At 67.6% G+C, this 17,501-nt stretch carries 17 protein-coding genes and 1 pseudogene; 8 read left to right on the forward strand and 10 right to left on the reverse strand.

All coding sequences use genetic code 11. The annotated features are described in order from the left end of the window. Complete coding sequence (locus NI1_RS09460; protein WP_067816947.1) at positions 1 to 273, reverse strand: hypothetical protein; 273 nt, start codon at positions 271 to 273, stop codon at positions 1 to 3. Between NI1_RS09460 and NI1_RS09465 the strand changes: the two genes are divergently transcribed. The 4 genes from NI1_RS09465 to NI1_RS09480 all read left to right on the forward strand — a co-directional run bounded on the left by NI1_RS09465 (position 272) and on the right by NI1_RS09480 (position 4,004). After that, a complete protein-coding gene (locus tag NI1_RS09465; protein WP_245663144.1) occupies positions 272 to 682 on the forward strand; it encodes a DUF488 domain-containing protein in 411 nt (136 codons plus the stop codon). The two genes, NI1_RS09460 and NI1_RS09465, sit on opposite strands and share 2 nt — an antisense overlap. Before the next feature lie 228 nt (positions 683 to 910). Further along, complete coding sequence (gene phoH2 / locus NI1_RS09470) at positions 911 to 2,311, forward strand: RNA 5'-3' helicase PhoH2 (protein ID WP_084522969.1); 1,401 nt, start codon at positions 911 to 913, stop codon at positions 2,309 to 2,311. A 185-nt stretch (positions 2,312 to 2,496) separates the two neighbouring features. Then, positions 2,497 to 3,030, forward strand: a complete 534-nt coding sequence (locus NI1_RS09475) for an LGFP repeat-containing protein (protein ID WP_067818056.1) — start codon at positions 2,497 to 2,499, stop codon at positions 3,028 to 3,030. A gap of 116 nt (positions 3,031 to 3,146) precedes the next feature. Beyond that, positions 3,147 to 4,004 (forward strand): acyl-ACP desaturase, encoded by an 858-nt coding sequence (locus NI1_RS09480; RefSeq protein ID WP_067816953.1) that lies wholly within the window; start codon positions 3,147 to 3,149, stop codon positions 4,002 to 4,004. A gap of 3 nt (positions 4,005 to 4,007) precedes the next feature. Here the strand turns inward: NI1_RS09480 and NI1_RS09485 are convergent, their stop codons facing one another. Both NI1_RS09485 and NI1_RS09490 read right to left on the reverse strand, forming a co-directional pair. Beyond that, positions 4,008 to 4,430: a limonene-1,2-epoxide hydrolase family protein gene (locus NI1_RS09485; protein WP_067816956.1), complete on the reverse strand. Its 423-nt coding sequence runs from the start codon at positions 4,428 to 4,430 to the stop codon at positions 4,008 to 4,010. A 34-nt stretch (positions 4,431 to 4,464) separates the two neighbouring features. After that, on the reverse strand, positions 4,465 to 5,202 hold the full coding sequence (locus tag NI1_RS09490) for a TetR/AcrR family transcriptional regulator (protein ID WP_084522973.1): 738 nt from the start codon (positions 5,200 to 5,202) through the stop codon (positions 4,465 to 4,467). Between the two features lie 105 nt (positions 5,203 to 5,307). Here NI1_RS09490 and NI1_RS09495 point away from each other — a divergent pair, with 105 nt between their 5' ends. Further along, the gene (locus tag NI1_RS09495; protein ID WP_067816962.1) at positions 5,308 to 6,492 is read left to right on the forward strand and encodes an FAD-dependent monooxygenase; all 1,185 of its coding nucleotides are present in this window, start codon (positions 5,308 to 5,310) and stop codon (positions 6,490 to 6,492) included. A 257-nt stretch (positions 6,493 to 6,749) separates the two neighbouring features. Here the strand turns inward: NI1_RS09495 and NI1_RS09500 are convergent, their stop codons facing one another. Together NI1_RS09500 and glpX are read right to left on the reverse strand one after the other, a co-directional pair. Further along, on the reverse strand, positions 6,750 to 8,153 hold the full coding sequence (locus tag NI1_RS09500) for a class II fumarate hydratase (protein WP_067816964.1): 1,404 nt from the start codon (positions 8,151 to 8,153) through the stop codon (positions 6,750 to 6,752). A gap of 208 nt (positions 8,154 to 8,361) precedes the next feature. After that, positions 8,362 to 9,402: a class II fructose-bisphosphatase gene (glpX, locus tag NI1_RS09505; RefSeq protein ID WP_067816967.1), complete on the reverse strand. Its 1,041-nt coding sequence runs from the start codon at positions 9,400 to 9,402 to the stop codon at positions 8,362 to 8,364. 230 nt (positions 9,403 to 9,632) lie between these two features. Here glpX and NI1_RS09510 point away from each other — a divergent pair, with 230 nt between their 5' ends. Next, positions 9,633 to 10,196, forward strand: coding sequence for a DUF4245 domain-containing protein (locus NI1_RS09510; protein WP_067816970.1), 564 nt, complete (start codon positions 9,633 to 9,635; stop codon positions 10,194 to 10,196). Positions 10,197 to 10,293: 97 nt separating this feature from the next. Here the strand turns inward: NI1_RS09510 and NI1_RS09515 are convergent, their stop codons facing one another. The 3 genes from NI1_RS09515 to NI1_RS09525 form a co-directional block, all read right to left on the reverse strand. Then, entirely contained in the window at positions 10,294 to 10,518 is a 225-nt protein-coding gene (locus NI1_RS09515) for an exodeoxyribonuclease VII small subunit (protein WP_067816973.1), read from the reverse strand. Between the two features lie 4 nt (positions 10,519 to 10,522). Next, the gene (xseA, locus tag NI1_RS09520) at positions 10,523 to 11,815 is read right to left on the reverse strand and encodes an exodeoxyribonuclease VII large subunit (RefSeq protein ID WP_067816976.1); all 1,293 of its coding nucleotides are present in this window, start codon (positions 11,813 to 11,815) and stop codon (positions 10,523 to 10,525) included. A gap of 220 nt (positions 11,816 to 12,035) precedes the next feature. Next, positions 12,036 to 12,698 carry a lipid droplet-associated protein gene (locus tag NI1_RS09525; RefSeq protein ID WP_067818059.1) on the reverse strand — a complete coding sequence of 221 codons (663 nt, stop codon included), beginning with the start codon at positions 12,696 to 12,698 and terminating at the stop codon, positions 12,036 to 12,038. 114 nt (positions 12,699 to 12,812) lie between these two features. Between NI1_RS09525 and NI1_RS09530 the strand changes: the two genes are divergently transcribed. Next, the gene (locus NI1_RS09530) at positions 12,813 to 13,814 is read left to right on the forward strand and encodes a 4-hydroxy-3-methylbut-2-enyl diphosphate reductase (protein WP_067816979.1); all 1,002 of its coding nucleotides are present in this window, start codon (positions 12,813 to 12,815) and stop codon (positions 13,812 to 13,814) included. Between the two features lie 83 nt (positions 13,815 to 13,897). Here the strand turns inward: NI1_RS09530 and NI1_RS38640 are convergent, their stop codons facing one another. Beyond that, positions 13,898 to 14,932 (reverse strand): DUF6542 domain-containing protein, encoded by a 1,035-nt coding sequence (locus NI1_RS38640; RefSeq protein WP_174564467.1) that lies wholly within the window; start codon positions 14,930 to 14,932, stop codon positions 13,898 to 13,900. Between the two features lie 108 nt (positions 14,933 to 15,040). Next, positions 15,041 to 16,174 carry a DNA recombination protein RmuC gene (locus NI1_RS09540; protein ID WP_067816984.1) on the reverse strand — a complete coding sequence of 378 codons (1,134 nt, stop codon included), beginning with the start codon at positions 16,172 to 16,174 and terminating at the stop codon, positions 15,041 to 15,043. 177 nt (positions 16,175 to 16,351) lie between these two features. Between NI1_RS09540 and NI1_RS09545 the strand changes: the two are divergent. Beyond that, a pseudogene (locus NI1_RS09545) lies at positions 16,352 to 17,470 on the forward strand (exonuclease SbcCD subunit D); the annotation flags it as partial. Positions 17,471 to 17,501 lie beyond the last annotated feature (31 nt).

Raw genomic sequence — 17,501 nt, forward strand, 5'->3', positions numbered from 1 at the left:
TCAGGCGTGTTTGCCCAGGTAGTCGACGTACATCGGGCGCAGGATCTCGCCGATTTCGCCTTCGCCCGCGTGGGCGTAGTCGTCGAGCATGGGGAGCACGTACTTGATGTCGGCTTCGCTCTCGCCGATGTCACCGGCGGCGGCTTCGGCGGCGGGGATGGACTTCAGCAGCTCCCACAGGAATTTGACGTCGCCCCGGCGAACCGCCAGCTTCACGGCTCGGTCGTGCAGTTCTTTGGTGGAGAGCGTCTCCAGATCCTGAGTTTCGGCCATGGCATCGACTGTAATGGAGCGCATGACCCAGCGACCGGAGTACCGGGTGAAGCGCGTGTACGACGAAGCGGAGGAGGGTGACGGCCGGCGGGTGCTGGTGGATCGGCTCTGGCCGCGCGGCGTCAGCAAAGAATCGGCGCACATCGACGAATGGGCCAAGGAGGTAACGCCTTCCAATGATCTGCGCAAGTGGTACCACGCCGCACCGCAGACACGCCGGGCAGAGTTCGAGCGGAGGTATCGATCCGAACTCGCCGCCGACGATGCTCGGGAGGGCCTGTCCCGCTTGCGCACAGCGGCCGCCGCGGGACCGTTGACGCTGATCACGGCAACCAAAGACCCCGAGCACAGCCATGTCCCGGTACTGCTCGAGGAACTGGGCGAAACGCCCGGAGGGGACCGGCGTTAACTTGAACTTCACCAACACGCCTGAAATCCGGCGGGCCGGAAAAGCGAAACGGCGGTAGCGTCGGTGGTGCGGGCCGCGTAGGTGTGGTTCGTACGGGAGGTCCTGATCGTGACTGAGCAACTCAGTGCGAGAGGGCCGGCACCCGGCCCTCGGGTCGTACGACCCCAGAGCTGACCGGCCCAGCGAGAACGCTCGCGCGGTGTCGCGCGAGTGGCAAAGGAGCCCACCGTGACTGATGCACGCTCCGCTAACGCTCCCACCAGCGTTGCCGCCTCCAACCGGGGCACCGGCACCAAAGGTCAGGGAGATCGCGCCTCGCAGTCGTCCGATTCCGGACAGAAAACCTTCGTCGTGGATACGTCGGTGTTGCTGTCTGACCCTTGGGCCCTGACCCGCTTCGGCGAGCACCATGTGGTGCTGCCGCTCGTGGTGATCAGTGAGCTCGAGGCCAAACGCCACCACCACGAACTGGGCTGGTTCGCCCGGGAGGCGCTGCGCATGCTGGACGATCTTCGTCTGGCGCACGGTCGGCTCGATCAGCAGGTACCCATCGGCGCCGGGGGTGGCACGCTCCAGGTGGAGTTGAACCACACCGATCCGAATGTGCTGCCCGTCGGATTCCGCACCGACACCAACGATTCCCGCATTCTGGCCTGCGCGCTCAATTTCGCGGCCGAGGGCAAGCGAGTCGTATTGGTATCCAAGGACATTCCGCTGCGAGTGAAAGCGAGCGCGGTCGGCCTGCAAGCCGACGAGTACCACGCCCAGGATGTCGTCACCTCCGGGTGGACCGGCATGGTCGAGCTCGAGGTGGGCTCCGAACTGGTGGACAAGCTCTACACCGACGCCGTCATCGATCTGGACGAGGCACGAGAACTGCCCTGCCACACCGGTGTTCGGCTGCTCAGCTCGCGCGGCAGCGCGCTGGCGCGGGTCAGCCCGGACAAGCGGCTGCAATTGGTGCGCGGCGATCGGGAGGCGTTCGGGCTGCACGGCCGGTCCGCCGAACAGCGCATCGCACTGGATCTGCTGCTCGACGAGAGCGTCGGCATCGTGTCCCTCGGCGGGCGCGCCGGTACCGGTAAGTCCGCGCTGGCGCTGACGGCCGGTTTGGAAGCGGTGCTGGAGCGTCGCACCCATCGCAAGGTGGTGGTGTTCCGTCCGCTGTACGCGGTCGGCGGCCAGGAGCTCGGTTACCTGCCCGGCAGCGAGAGCGACAAGATGGGTCCGTGGGCGCAGGCCGTCTTCGACACCCTGGAGGGCCTCGCCAGCCCGGAGGTGATGGAGGAGGTGCAGGCGCGCGGCATGCTGGAGGTGCTGCCGCTCACCCACATTCGCGGGCGTTCGCTGCACGATTCCTTCGTGATCGTGGACGAGGCCCAGTCACTCGAGCGCAATGTGCTGCTCACCGTGCTCTCGCGGCTCGGCAGCGGCTCGCGCGTGGTGCTCACCCACGATGTGGCCCAGCGCGACAATCTGCGTGTCGGCCGGCACGACGGCGTGGCCGCGGTGATCGAAAAGCTCAAGGGGCATCCGCTGTTCGCGCATGTCACCCTGACCCGCAGTGAGCGGTCGCCGATCGCGGCGCTGGTCACCGAGATGCTGGAGGAGTACGGGCCCAACGCGTAGGGCCGGCGAAGGTTCCGGTCGGGCGGTACGCGCCGCCCGATCGGGCAACCTTCCGGCTTGCGTTTCACCTCTCGGGTCGGCGGGTATATTCCGCTGAACTACCTGCTCGACAGTCTTTTCGGGGATCCATGTCTGGGTTGCTTGGAGATTGCCGAGTGTCGGCCTGAAATCTCGAGAGGATGGAAATGCACCACTTCGCTCGACGCACGGCTGGCATTGTCGCGGCGCTGGCGGTCGTCACCGCATTCGCCGCGGGGTGCGACAAGGACGATAAGAACGACTCCGCCTCGGCGACCTCCACGACGGTCACCACCACCGTCGCGGCCACCGAGCACGGTGAGCACACCGGCGCCACCGAAACCAAGATCGCCACCCGCGACGGCGGTGAAATCGCGGTCAGCGGAGACGTTCTCGCGAAGTACACCGCGGCCGGCGGCGCCACCGGTCCGCTCGGCGAACCCATCGGGGCGCAGCAGGAAGCGGCCGGCGGCGGCGTGCTCCAGGAGTTCGCCGGCGGCGCCATCTATGTGGCACCGGGCGGGCCCGCGCACGTGGTGTGGGGCGAGATCCGCAAGGCGTACGACGAAAACGGCGGTCCCGGCGGCAAACTCGGCTACCCGACCAGCGACGAAACCGATATCGCCGGCGGCAAGCAGAGCACCTTCACCGGCGGCACCATCACCTGGGTGGACAACAAGACCACCGTCACCACCAACTGAATCGCGCATCCGGAGCGGCGGTGATCGGTCACGATCCCGCCGCTCCGCGGTTCATAGCTTTTCCAAATACCGGGCTAAGAGCCCCATGTTTGCCGTGGAGCCGCTAGGTTGGCTGGGTGCAGAACGCTTTGGCCGATCGTGAGTTGCTGGAGACGCTCGCGGCAGCGGTGGAATCCAATCTGACCCGGCATCTCGAGGTGGCCGCCGAATGGCAGCCGCATGACTACGTGCCCTGGGACGATGGGCGGAACTTCGAGTTCCTGGGCGGGACCGACTGGGACCCCGCGCAATCCGAGCTGAGCGAGACCGCGAAGCTGGCGCTGACCATCAGCGTGCTGATTGCCGACAATCTGCCCTCCTACCATCGCGAGGTCGGCAAGTACCTGCGCACCGGGCCGTGGTGGCGCTGGGTCGGCCGGTGGACCGCCGAGGAGAACCGGCACGAGATCCTCATCCGCAACTATCTGATGGTGACCCGCGCGGTCGATCCCGTCGCCCTCGAGCGCATGCGCATGGCGCATATGACCGCCGGCTACCGGCGGCCCGCGCTGCACCTGCTCGATGTGCTCGCGGTCTCGGCCTTCGAAGAGGCCGCGGCGGCGGTACGGCATCGCAATACCGCCGCGCTGGGTGAAAACCCCATGGTCACCGCCATTTCCGAGCGCATCGCGCTGGACGACGAACTGCAAGCCGAGTTCTTCGCCAACCTGATCGCCGAGGCGCTGGAGCTGACCCCCGACCAGACCGTGCGCGCCATCGCCGATCAGGTCGCCGCCTTCCACGTCCCCACGGTGCAGTTGGCGGACGGCCGCAGCAGCGACGAGGTGCTCGCCGAGGCCGGCATCTACGACCGGGCCCGCGAGGGCGAACTGGTCTTCGGCCCACTGCTGGAGCGCTGGAACATCTTCACCCGCACCGACTTCGGCGAGACCGGCGAGAAGGCGCGCGCCGAACTCGCGCACCTGCGCAAGTAGGTATCAGCGGGGGAGTATCGCGCGCACCACGCCCATGATGCTGCCCCGCAGGAAGTTCTCCCAGCTGAAATGGTCGTGCCAGAGAATGATTCGGCCGTCCTTCAGCTCGAAGGTCCCGCAGACCCAGAACGCGATCTCGACCGGGCCGAAGCGCAGGTAGTCGGTGCGTTCGGTGAGCACCACATTGTCGCCGTCGGCGGCGATGTGGTGGATATCGGCGCGGAAACCGAAGCGCGGGCTCTGCAATTGCTTCAGCACCCAGCCCACCCGGTCCAGGCCGCGCACATCGGGCAGCGAAGTGTTCTTCCAGACGATGCCCGGATCGGCCAGATCCAGGGCTTCGTCGATGATGTTCATCTCCAGGGCGGCGAAGAACTCGCGGACCGTGGTGATGGCGTCCTGCTGCAACTCGGGTAAGTCCGACATGAGCCGAGCGTAGGCCGATTCCGGTCCGCCCGGCCTACTTTCGCGCGGCCATGAGCGCGGCCAGGCCGTCCAGAATCCGGTCGATGCCGAAGCGCAGGGCGTCGTCGCGGCCGTTCTCGGCGGGTGGCTGCGCCGCCTGCTCCGCCAGCGCCGCCGTCAGGTGTGGATACCGCTCGCCGTGGACGGCCAGGACGCCCGCGAGCTGTTCGGCCAGCCGCTCCTCGACCCCCTCGGTGGCTGCCGCGGGCGTGGCCACCTGCTGCACCAGGCTGCGGGCGTGGCCGAGGAGCAGTACGACCGCGTCCAACTGCTCCGAGGCGGTCAGCCGCTTGTCCCTCAGCACGGTGAGAGCCGTTTCGGGCCAGCTCAATTCGTTCGGTCCGGAGGGGCGCACACCGACCGCGAGTTCGAGTCCCCAGGGGTGGGCGTAGTAGCGCTGGAAGACGGTGACGGTCCACTCGGTGAGGTAGTCGCGCCAGCCGTGCGGGGTGTCCGCGTGGCCGGCGGGGACTTCCGGCGCGGGACCGAGCGCGGCGTCGGCCATCAGCGCGGCGAGCTCGGTCTTGCCCGGGACGTACCGGTACAGCGCCATTTTCGCGCAGCCCAGGCGTTCGGCCAGCCGCGCCATCGACAGGTTGGCCAGCCCTTCGGCATCGGCCAGCGCAATCGCCTCACCGACGATGCGTTCCAAGGTCAGCGATGGTTTCGGTCCGCGTTTCGGGCGTTGCTGCTGAGTGCCCCAGAGCAGTTCGAGGGTGGTGGGTCCGGCCATGAGGGTCATCCTTCCGCACCGATGGCTTGACGGCTAATTGCGTCTATCGTACGCTAATTATCAACAGCGTCCGACGGACACAGTTTCTTGATCAGGGAGCACGCCATGCGCAACACCACCGTTCTCATCTCCGGAGCCAGCGTCGCCGGACCCGCCCTCGCCTACTGGCTGCACCGCTACGGCTTCGATGTCACCGTCGTGGAGAAAGCGCCCGAACTGCGAGAAGGCGGGCAGGCCATCGACTTCAAGGGGCAGACGCACCGGACCGTCATCGAGCGCATGGGCATCCTGGAGGAGCTGCTGGCCCGGCAGACCGGCAAGACCGACATGGTGCTGGTCGACGAGGCCGGCCGGGAACGGGCGTTCATCTCGGGCGACTTCACCGGCGGCGATATCGAGATCCTGCGGGGCGACCTGGCCGAGGTGATGTACAAGCGCACCGCCGAGCACTGCGAATACCTCTTCGGCGACACCATCACCGCCCTCACCGAAACCGCCGACGGCGTGCACGCCGAATTCGAGCACGCACCCGCCCGCACCTTCGACCTGGTCTTCGGCTGCGACGGCATCCACTCGCGGGTCCGCAAGCTGACCTTCGGCCCGGAGCGGGACTACGTCGCCCACGAGGGCTACTACTACTGCATCGCCGGGCAGTCGCACTGGCTGAACGACATCGCGGGGGAGCCGGATCGGGCGCGGGCGCTGGCTTGGCACACACCCGGGCGGCTCGCGGTCGACGGCGGCTCCAAGGCGGCCCAGCTGTACATGTTCGCGTCGAAGGAGATCGATTACTCCCGGGACGATTTCGATGAGCAGCGGGAAATCGTGGCGCGGGTGTTCGCCGGCATGGGCGGCCGGGTTCCGGAGATGCTCGCCGCGCTGCCGCAACTCGGCGGCTTCTACCTCGACTCGATCAGCAAGGTCAGCATGAAGACCTTCGTCAAGGGGCGCGTCGCGCTGCTCGGGGATTCGGCCTACGGGCACACCCTCGCGGGCTTCGGCACCGGTCTGGCGGTGGTCGGTGCGTATGTGCTGGCCGGTGAATTGGCCGCTGCCGGAGGCGATTACGAGGTGGCCTTCGCGAACTACGAGGCGATCATGAAGCGCTACACCAAGAAGGCCAAGGGCGCACAGCCCGGCCCGTTCCTCGCGCCCAAGAGCAAGCTGGGGGTGAAGTTCCGCAACTGGTTCCTCGGTTCGCGCGGTTTCAACCTGATGTTGAAATACGGCGACGACGCCGCGAACGATATCGATCTGAAGAATTACCCGGAAATCATCGAGGGGCGTTGAACGCGGGCGTGGGTATGGCAGTTCATACCGCCATACCCACCGACCGCGTTATTCAAACGATGATGCCCAGTGTGGCCAGGGCGGCGATGACACCTGCTGCGCCGAGGAAGACCAAAAAGGCTGCGAGTCCAGTGAGCATTGTTCTTTCCTTTCGTGGAGCATCCGCAACTTGCGGACACTCAGCTAATCGAAAGCGACGCGTGACGTGTTTCACATCTGCGTACGAAAAAAGAAAATGCTTTCCTGACCTGGGGAGGTTATTTCTTGTCGTCGACCTTGCTCATGGAGAGCACGTCCAGGCGGCGGTCGAGCTCCTCCTCGGACAGGTTCGCACCGATCAGACCTCGGTCGATGACCGTCTGACGGATGGTCTTGCGCTCCTTCAGGGCCTCCTTGGCGACCGCGGCGGCCTCCTCGTAGCCGATCGCGGAATTCAACGGGGTGACAATCGACGGGGAGGATTCGGCGAGCTGGCGCAAATGCTCCTCGTTCGCGACCAGGCCCACGACGCAGCGGTCGGCGAACAATCGGGAAACATTGGACAGCAGGCGAATCGACTCGAGTACATTCCGGGCCATCACGGGGATATACACATTCAATTCGAAATGGCCGTTGCCGCCGCCCCATGCGATTGCCGCGTCATTTCCGATGACCTGCGCGGCCACTTGGGTAACGGCTTCCGGGAGAACGGGATTCACCTTGCCCGGCATAATCGAGGAACCGGGCTGCAAATCGGGCAGCTGGATTTCGCCGAGACCGGTGAGCGGGCCGGAACCCATCCAGCGAATATCGTTGGCAATCTTGGTGAGACTGATGGCGACCGTGCGCAGCGCACCGGACAATTCGACCAGGGCATCGCGCGCGGCCTGCGCCTCGAAGTGATCCTGGGCCTCGGAGAGGGCATCCAAGCCCGTCGACTTCGCCAGCTCCGCAACGACTTTCGCGCCGAAGCCGGCGGGCGCGTTCAGGCCGGTGCCGACCGCGGTGCCGCCGATGGCGAGCTCACCCACGCGCGGCAGGGTCGCCAGCAATCGTTCGATGCCCGCGCTCACCTGCCGCGTGTACCCGCCGAACTCCTGGCCGAGCGTGATCGGCACCGCGTCCATCAGATGGGTGCGGCCGGACTTCACCACGTACCGCCACTCCTGGGACTTGTCCAGCAGCGCCAGCCGCAAGTGCTCCAGCGCCGGCACCAGATCCTTGACCACGGCCTCGGTGGCCGCGAGATGCGTTGCGGTGGGGAAGGTGTCATTGGAGGACTGCGACATGTTCACGTCGTCGTTCGGGTGCACGGTGACGCCGTTGCGAGCCGCGATGCTCGCGATCACCTCGTTGGCGTTCATATTCGAACTGGTGCCGGAGCCGGTCTGGAAGACATCGATCGGGAACTGGTCGTCGTGCTCGCCGTCCGCGATCTCGGTGGCGGCGGCCACGATCGCGTCCGCCTTGATCGAGTCCAGCAGGCCCAGCTCGCGATTCACCACGGCGGTAGCGGCTTTCAGCAGGCCGAGCGCGCGAATCTGCGCGCGCTCCAGGCCGCGGCCGCTGATCGGGAAGTTCTCCACCGCGCGCTGCGTCTGCGCCCGCCACAGGGCGTCGACGGGAACGCGGACCTCGCCCATGGTGTCGTGTTCGATGCGGTACTGGGTCTCGTCGGTCATGAATCCGACCCTATGCCCGGGGCGAACCGAGTGGGGGTGCCACGCCTGAGGGAAACCGCACACGGCGCACCGGGAATAGTCCGGATTGCCGGATCGGCCCCCGGCCGGTGCGCCGCGCCTTCGTTCCCGAAACACTCGGCTCGCCGACCTCGGTCGGCGAGCCGAATTATTCGAACGGGTGCCGCTGGGCGGCAAGCGCTTTCGAGACTCAGGGCATCGGGGGCGCGGCGTGCTCGTCGCCGATGAAGTCCACCGAGGAGTACTCGCGCAGCTTGGACAGGCGGTGGTAGGCGTCGACCATGCGGACGGTGCCGGACTTGGCGCGCATGACGATCGACTGGGTCGAGGCGCCGCCGCCGTAGTAGCGCACGCCGCGCAGCAGGTCGCCGTCGGTGACACCGGTGGCGCAGAAGAAGACGTCCTCACCGGAGACCAGGTCCTCGGTGGAGAGGATGCGATCCAGATCGTGGCCGGCGTCGATCGCCTTCTGCTTCTCTTCGTCGTCCTTCGGGGCCAGCTTGCCCTGGAGCGCGCCACCCATACAGCGCATCGCCGCCGCGGCGATGATGCCCTCGGGGGTGCCGCCGATGCCGATCAGCATGTCCACGCCGGAGTCCGGGCGGGCACAGGCGATGGCACCGGCCACGTCACCGTCGGAGATGAGGCGGATGCGGGCGCCGGCCTCACGCACTTCCTGCATGTGCGGGGCGTGGCGCGGCCGGTCCAGGATGCAGACGGTCAGGTCGGAGACCGAGGAGTTCTTGGCCTTGGCCACGCGGCGTAGGTTCTCCGCGATCGGCGCGCCCAGATCGATGACATCGGCGGCCTCGGGACCGACGGCGATCTTCTCCATGTAGAACACGGCCGACGGATCGAACATGGCGCCGCGCTCGGCGACCGCCAGCACGGAGATGGCGCCCGGCGAACCCTTCGACATCAGGGTGGTGCCGTCGATCGGGTCCACCGCGAAGTCCAGCTCCGCGCCGGTGCCGTCGCCGACCAGCTCACCGTTGTAGAGCATGGGCGCTTCGTCCTTCTCGCCCTCACCGATCACCACGATGCCGCGCATGGAGACGGTCGCGACCAGCTGCCGCATCGCGTCCACGGCCGCACCGTCGCCGCCCTCCTTGTCGCCGCGGCCGACCCAGCGGCCCGCGGCCATGGCCCCGGCCTCGGTGACCCGGACCAGCTCCAGCGCGAGGTTGCGATCCGGAGCCTCGCGGCGGGGTGCGGGCGTGGGTGCCGTCATTACGGTGCCTCCTTGGTTGTCTACAAGCTGCCCAAATTGTCGCATTGAGCCTCGGAGCGCCGAGCAAGTACTCGTATTGCACTCTCGTACCGATCTCCCGGCTGGTCGCGGGCCTGATCTCGGGCGAACCCGCGGCAGCCGCCGTCTTCCTCCGGAAACGGCCGGGGACACGCCAGTTCGAGGCGGGATGTGTGCTCGGTCGCATTCGGCCACCGTGGATACTGGGGGCCGTGTCGTACCAGAAGCCCCGCACCCAGCACGATTACAAGGACCTCATCTGGTCGTTGCTGCCGCTGCTGTTGATCTGCCTGGTCATCGCGGGCATCGCCAGCCAGTGCAGTTTTCAGACGGGCGGGCCGAAGCAGGGCCAGATCCCCGAATTCAAGGTGCACGATTCCTTGACGGTGGCCGCCCGCGAACTGTCGTTTCCCATACGGGAACCCGCGGTCCCCGGCGACTGGACACCCAACTCGGGTTCGCGCGCCGATGTCACCGGCGGCGGCAAACTGGCGACGGTCGGCTACATCACCAACCACGGCGCGTACATGCAGCTCACCCAGAGCGATGCCACCGAGGACAAGCTCGCCGCCCAGATCGTCGGCAGCCGCTACGCCACCGGCACCGAACAGATCGGCGATCGCAAGTGGGTCGTCTACGGCGAGGCCGATACCGAGCCCGCCTGGATCACCGACTTCGGCGATGTGCGCGTGCTGATCAAGGGTGCGGGCAACAAGGGGTCGTTCATGACTTTGGCGACCGCCGTGGGCAACGCACAGCCGCTGCCCAAGAAGTAATCCCCTCGTCATTCCGGCATGCTCTCAGCCGGAATCCACACACCAGCGATGGATCCCGGCTGAAAGCATGCCGGGATGACGAGGCTGATGGGGGAGGTCAGTTCTCCTGATCGCGGTGCGACAGCGCGTCTTCCACGCGTTTACGCGCACCCGCGAGGTGCTCTTCGCAGCGCGCGGCCAGGGCTTCGCCGCGTTCCCAGAGCGCGAGGGAATCGTCGAGGTCCATGCCGCCCTGCTCCAGCATCTTCACCACGTTGACCAGCTCGTCGCGGGCGCGCTCGTAGCCGAGGGTGGCGATCTCGGCGCGATCGTCGTCGGTCATGTTTCTACGAATCCTTTCGAGGGGGACGGGAACCCAGCGGTAGGGAGCCCAGGCCGGCGGCGGAGATCGCGCCGTCGGCGACCCGGATGCGCAGCTGGGTGCCGGGCGGGGCGTCTTCGATGGAACGGATGACATGGCGTTCCTTGCCCGAAACCCGCTGCACCACGGCATAACCGCGGGACAGCGTCGCGGCCGGGCCGACGGCGGTGAGCTTTTCGCGCAGATGCCGGGTATTGGTCGACTCACCCGAGAGCAGATGGTCGATGGCGCGCTGAGCGGAAGCGCGCAGGCGCTCCACCTCGTCGTGCCGCTGATCCAGCAGCCGCAGCGGGTCGGCGAGCACCGGGCGCGAACGCAGCTGGGCCAGGGCGCGGGCCTCGCGATCGACCCACCCGCGCAGCGCCGCGGCGGAACGCTCACGTAGCTCACGCAGCAAAGCCATCTCGGCGGCGGCATCGGGGACGATTCGTTTGGCGGCATCGGTGGGAGTGGCCGCGCGCAGATCCGCGACATAGTCCGACAGCGGATTGTCCGGTTCATGTCCGATGGCGCTGACGATCGGCGTCTTGGCGGAAACGATTGCCCGGCAAAGGGTCTCGTCGGAGAACGGCAGCAGGTCCTCGACACTGCCGCCGCCGCGCGCCAGCACGATCACATCCACCTCGGGATTCGCGTCCAGCGCCGCGATCGCCTCCAGGATCTGCGGCACCGCCGTCGCGCCCTGCACCGCGGTATTGCGAATCTCGAACCGCACCGCCGGCCAGCGCTGCGTCGCCACCGTCACCACATCGTGCTCGGCGGCACTGGCGCGGCCGGTGATGAGCCCGATGCGATTGGGCAGGAACGGAATCGGCCGCTTCAGCCGCGGATCGAACAGCCCCTCGGCCGCCAGCAGCGCCTTGAGACGTTCGATCCGAGCCAGCAGTTCGCCGATGCCCACCGGCCGAATCTCGGTGATACGCAAGGACACCGTCCCGCGCCCGGTGAAGAATTGCAGCTTGCCGTAGACCACGACCCGGCTGCCCTCTTGCAGCGGAACCGCCGAATTACGCAGCAGCTCCGGATCACAGGTGACCGAAAGCGACATATCGGCCGCGGTATCGCGCAAAACGAGAAAAGCGGTGCGCGTCCCGGGGCGCATATTGATCTGCGTGATCTGCCCCTCCACCCACACCGCACCGAGCCGGTCGATCCACTGCGCCACCTTGACGGCGATGGTGCGCACCGGCATCGGATTCTCGGCGGTACTGCTCGCCTTGGCCGGCGGTGCGGGCTGTTCGGGCTGCGCGGACGTCACGACACCGATTGTGTCAGTGCCCACCGACTATCGGCGCACGGGACGCGGATGGTGCCCACTCCATCCCCGTCCCGTGCCCACTAGCTCGAATCCTGAGAGGTCTCGGGGGCGAAGCCCCTGAGAGTTGTGAGAGTTGCCATCCCCACGGCAGCCCGGAAACGACACGCGCCGACCCTCCGGGCCGGGGTGGCCTGGACGATCGGCGCCAGCCGGATGCAGCTCACTTGGCCTGAACGGTCGCGATGCGGTTGGTCAGCATGGTGACGAACGGAGCGCGGTCACGCGTGCCCACCTCGTATGCCAGCAGCGTCGCGAGATCCTCGACCGACAGCTGCCGCAGCCGGGCACGCAGCTGCGCGATGGTCATCTCGTCGTAGTTGAAGCGGGCCGCCACCTCGGGCGTCGCCGGCGCGCTGCCATTGTGGCCGTTGGTGACCGCGATGGAAACCGTTGCGGGGGCCTCGGATTCGGCAGCCTCCTGCGCGGCCGACTCGTCGGCGGCCGGTTCGGGCTCGGCCACAATTGCTTCGGTGATCTCCGCAACCGGTTCTTCGGTCTCGGATTCCTCGGGCGTAAAGAGGTCGAAACGGCTCTGCCGTACCGATTCCGAGGCGACGCTCGGGGTTTGCCCGGCGTCCTCGTCCTCATCGAAAGTGGCCCAGGCGGGCTGTTCTTCCGGCTGGTTGACCAAACGGTCGAAAACGGCATCGCCTTTGAGCGCGAGGCTGGTCACGAACTGCTGGAAGTGCATGGTGGTTTGCAGCATCTGGCTGATCGCGGTGATCGGGAAATTGATTGCGGTCGTCGGTAGCCGGCGAGTTTCCTCGAGAGCATAGACGGCGGCCCCGGCAGCGACCCGGGCCAGGAACGGAGGTCGGAACATGCCCATAGCCTGCCCGAAACGCCGTGTGATGCAAAGGTGAGAACGCACGAAATGTGATTTTGCAGCCAACCTCCGCGCGAATGCGCGTCACCCCGCACACGTATTCTGTGGGGCATGTCCTCGGCTATCCCTTTGAACGTCGGAATCGTCCGGTCGCCGTCGGGTGCCGCCGACGGCCCGAAGCGCGTACTGCTCGCCGAACCGCGCGGCTATTGCGCCGGTGTGGATCGCGCGGTGGTGACCGTGGAGAAAGCGCTCGAAAAGCATGGGGCGCCTCTCTATGTGCGGAAGGAAATCGTGCACAACCGGCACGTGGTGGAGACGCTGCGGGACCGGGGTGTGATCTTCGTCGACGAAACCGACGAGGTGCCCGAGGGCGCGGTCGTGGTCTTCTCCGCGCACGGCGTCTCCCCGGCGGTGCACGAGTCCGCCGCCGAGCGGAACCTGCACACCATCGACGCCACCTGCCCGCTGGTCACCAAGGTGCACCAGGAGGCCAAGCGTTTCGCGCGCGACGACTTCGACATTCTGCTGATCGGTCACGAGGGGCACGAGGAGGTCGAGGGCACCGCGGGTGAGGCGCCCGACCACGTGCAGCTGGTCGACGGGCCGGACGCGGTGGACGCCATCACGGTGCGCGACGAGAACAAGGTGATCTGGCTGTCGCAGACCACGCTCTCGGTCGACGAGACCATGGAGACCGTGCACCGGCTGCGGGCCAAGTTCCCGAATCTCCAGGATCCGCCGAGCGATGACATCTGCTACGCCACCTCCAACCGGCAGACCGCGGTGAAGGCGATGGCGCCGGAGTGCGATCTGGTGATCGTGGTCGGCTCGCGCAACTCCTCCAACTCGGTGCGGCTGGTCGAGGTCGCGCTGACCGCGGGCGCTCGCGCCGCGCACCTGGTCGATTACGCCCGCGAGGTCGATCCGGCTTGGCTGGACGGGGTGCGCACGATCGGCGTCACCTCCGGGGCTTCGGTGCCCGAGATTTTGGTGGAGGGGGTGCTGGAGTTGCTGGCGCAGCACGGTTTCGGTGAAGTGCAGCCGGTCACCACCGCCAACGAGACCCTGGTCTTCTCGCTGCCCCGGGAACTGCGCGCCGCCCGCGCCTGAGCATCCGATAGCGAAAACACGCGCGCCCCTTACGATTTCGTAAGGGGCGCGAGTTGTATAGCGCGGAGTTGGTGGGTGGCAGCTCAGCGTTCGATGCGGCCGGAATCGCGTTCGCGGTAGCGCACATTCGGGCGCGGGTGCGGGGGCACCTCCGGGTTCTGGGCCCGGCGGCGGGGTTCGCCGGTGGCCGGATTGCGATCGGCGGGCGGCTTCGCCCGGCGGCGCCCCTCGGGGACCTGGGTGCGATCGGCTCCGGGCTGGCGGTCGGCCGGGGGCTTGCGATCCGCGGCGGCGCGGCGGCGGCCTTCGGGGGCTTGGGCGCGATCGGCTCCGGGGTTGCGGTCGGCGGGCGGCTGGCGGTCGGCGCGGGAGCGATCCGCACCCGCCTTCCGGTCCCCGCGCGAGCGGTCGCCCGGCTGCCGGCCATTGGTCCGGGACCGGTCGCCGGACTGGCCGGAGCCCACGCGCGGCGGGTTGGCGGCGACCCGGCTGCCGGGGCGGCGGGACGGGCGCGCGGTGGCGGCGGCTTCCTCGGCGGCGTCGGGTTCGGCGGCAGCGCGGGAGCGTCGTCTGGCGGGGTCCTTGGCATCGGCGGAGCGGGTGCGCTGGGAGCGCGCCGAGCCACCGGGGCGGGCGGTGCGGGTGCGTGGTGTGGCGGGCCCCGAACCGGATTCGCCGTCGCGCTCACGACGGTGCAGATAGATACGGGCGCCGCCGATCGCGAGCACCAGCACGGTGGCCAGCGCCATCGTGGGGAAGCGGCTCACCAGCGGGATGGCCAGGTTCAGCAGTACGTCCTTGAGGCCGCCGGTGCTGCCCAGCATCTGCTGGTAGGCCAGCGGCACCGAGACGAACAACAGCAGCGGCGGCAGCACCATGGTGGTGAACACGCCCTTGAAGCGCACCACGAGCACGGCCAGCAGGCAGCCGATCACGTACAGCGTGGAGAAGGTGCCGGTCAGCTCGTCACTACCGCCGCGAGCATCGAGGAAGAAGCCGATGAACGTGCAGGTCACCGCGATCAGTACCGCCGCACCGGCCGGCACGCCGGGAACCGACGGCAGGATCGAACGGTGCGACGGGGGCACCTCTGCTCGCTCGCTTGGGGTAACTGCCACGATCTGCACACTAAAGCATCGAGTCATCTCACGAGGTCGGTGACATCTGGGGAGCTTGCCGGTCACATAGCTCGCATACCCGGCACGGCGGTCGGCAGCGGTTCCGGGTCAGCCTTCGGTGTCGGCGAAACCCACTGCCCGCGGCCAGGACTCGACCCGGTGCAGCTCGGGTACGGGGGCGTCGGCCACCTCCAGATCGTGCAGCTTGCGGGCGGTGACCATCACACGTGTTTCCACCGAGGCGACGGTGTGGTTGAAGGCGTCCACGGCCTTGCCGAGCTGCGCGCCGAGCCGATCCAGATGACGGCCGGTGGTGCCGAGCCGGTTGTAGAGCTCCCGGCCGAGTTGCTGCACCAGCGCCAGATCCGCCGAGATGGCCTCCTGCCGCCAGCCCAGCGCGACCGTGCGCAGCAGCGCCATCAGCGTGGTCGGGGTGGCGAGCACGACATTGCGGCCGAAGGCGTACTCGAGCAGGCCGGAGTCGGTGGTGAGGGCGGCATCGAGGAAGGGGTCGCCGGGCACGAACAGGATCACGAACTCCGGGCTCGGATCGAAGGCGGCCCAGTACTCCTTGGCGGCCAATTGCTCCACGTGATTGCGCAGGTGTTTGGCGTGCCGGGCCAGATGCGCTTCGCGTTCGCGCGGGTCCTCGGTGGCGGCGGCGTCCAGGTAGGCGGCGCACGGCACCTTGGCGTCGACCACGATGTGCCGCCCGCCGGCCAGCTTCACCACCATGTCGGGCCGCACCACGGTGTCGCCGCGCCGGGTGACCTGGGTGTCGAAATCGCAGTGCTTGGCCATGCCCGCCAGCTCCACCACCCGCTCCAGCTGGATCTCACCCCAGCGCCCGCGCACCTGCGGGGCCCGCAATGCCGCCACCAATTGCCCCGTCTGCGTGGACAACTGGTGCGAGGTGCGCTGCATGCCCGCAACCTGTTCGCGCAGACCGGAATACGCGTTGATCCGATTGTGCTCGACTTCCTGGATCTGCCGATTCAGCGTGCCGACCGCTTCGCGCAACGGCTCCACCAGATTTCCGATGGCATACGACTGCCGCCGCGCCGCGTCTTCGCTCGCCGCGCCGAGTGACTGCCGCAATAACCGCTCGTTGTCGTGCATAGCCGCCAGCCTGGCTTCGGCCACCGCCGCGCGCTGACCCGCGCGCGCGGAATGCCCCAGCCAGCCGAGCCCGAGCCCGGCGGCGAATACCAGCAACAGTGCAAACAGCATCGGTGCGGTCATGAGTGCAGATCATGGCGCATTCCACCGACAGATTTGTGAATCTGGCAACCGCTCGGCATCTTTGGTCCGAATTGTGTGGTGCGCCGCAGCGATCCGGGAGCAATACACCGGCGTGTTTCCGACAGACCGTGTGGGTAGTGCGAAACCTGTCGGAGGGATCGCCTACGGTCTCGGGTCATGCGGATCCTGCACACCTCCGACTGGCATATCGGTCGCACCTTTCACGGTGTCGATCTGCTGGCCGACCAGGAGTGTTCGCTGCGCGCCATCGCCGAGCTGGTGGCGGCGGAGCGGGTGGATGTGGTGGTGCTGCCGGGGGATGTGTACGACCGGTCGATTCCGGGCGCGGACGCGATCGCGGTGTGCAATAGGGGGTTCGAGGCGATCCGGGCGGCCGGGGCAACCATCGTCGCCACCTCCGGCAACCATGATTCGCCGACCCGGCTCGGGGCGCTGGGAAGTTTCGCGGCGGCGGGCGGGCTGCATCTGCGCTGCACTATCGCGGAGGTGGCGCGGCCCGTAATGCTGGCTGACGGGCACGGTGAGATCGCTTTCTACGGGATCCCATATCTGGAGCCGGATATCACGCGTGCGGAACTGGGTGTGCCGCAGGCGCGTTCGCACGCCGAGATCCTGGACGCGGCCATGAGCCGGATCCGCGCCGACCTGTCCGCGCGCCCCGGAGCCCGCTCGGTGGTCCTCGCGCACGCCTTCGTGGTGGGCGGTGAGGCCACCGGTTCGGAGCGCTCCATCTCCGTCGGCGGCGTCGAGACGGTCCCCATGTCGGCCTTCGACGGTATCGACTACGTGGCGCTCGGGCACCTGCATTCCCCGCAGACCCTCTCGGAGTCGGTCCGCTATTCCGGTTCCCCCCTGCCCTATTCGTTCGGCGAGCGTTCCCACCGCAAGGCGGTATGGATAGTCGATCTCGACGCCGCCGGCCTCGCCACGGTCGAACGCCGCGACCTCCCCGTGGTACGCGGCCTCAGCCAGCTCACCGGCACCCTCGAAAATCTCCTCACCGCCCCCGAGCACGCCGCCGCCGAAAACGACTACGTCTCGGCCACTCTCATCGACCAGGCACGCCCCGTGGACGCTCTCCGCCGCCTCCGCGACCGCTTCCCGCACGCCGTACACGTGGAATGGATGCGCCCCGACGGCAATCCGGAACTCCGCTACCGCGAACGCGTCCACGGCCGCCGCGACACCGAGGTAGCCCACAGCTTCCTCACCGACGTCCGCGGCGAGCCCACCCCCGCCGAGATGACCTGGGTCGAACGCGCCCTCGCCGCCGCCGTCCGCGAAAAGGACGGCCTCACCCGATCTT

This window comes from Nocardia inohanensis NBRC 100128, from assembly GCF_001612945.1.
In the GTDB taxonomy this organism is placed as follows: domain Bacteria; phylum Actinomycetota; class Actinomycetes; order Mycobacteriales; family Mycobacteriaceae; genus Nocardia; species Nocardia inohanensis.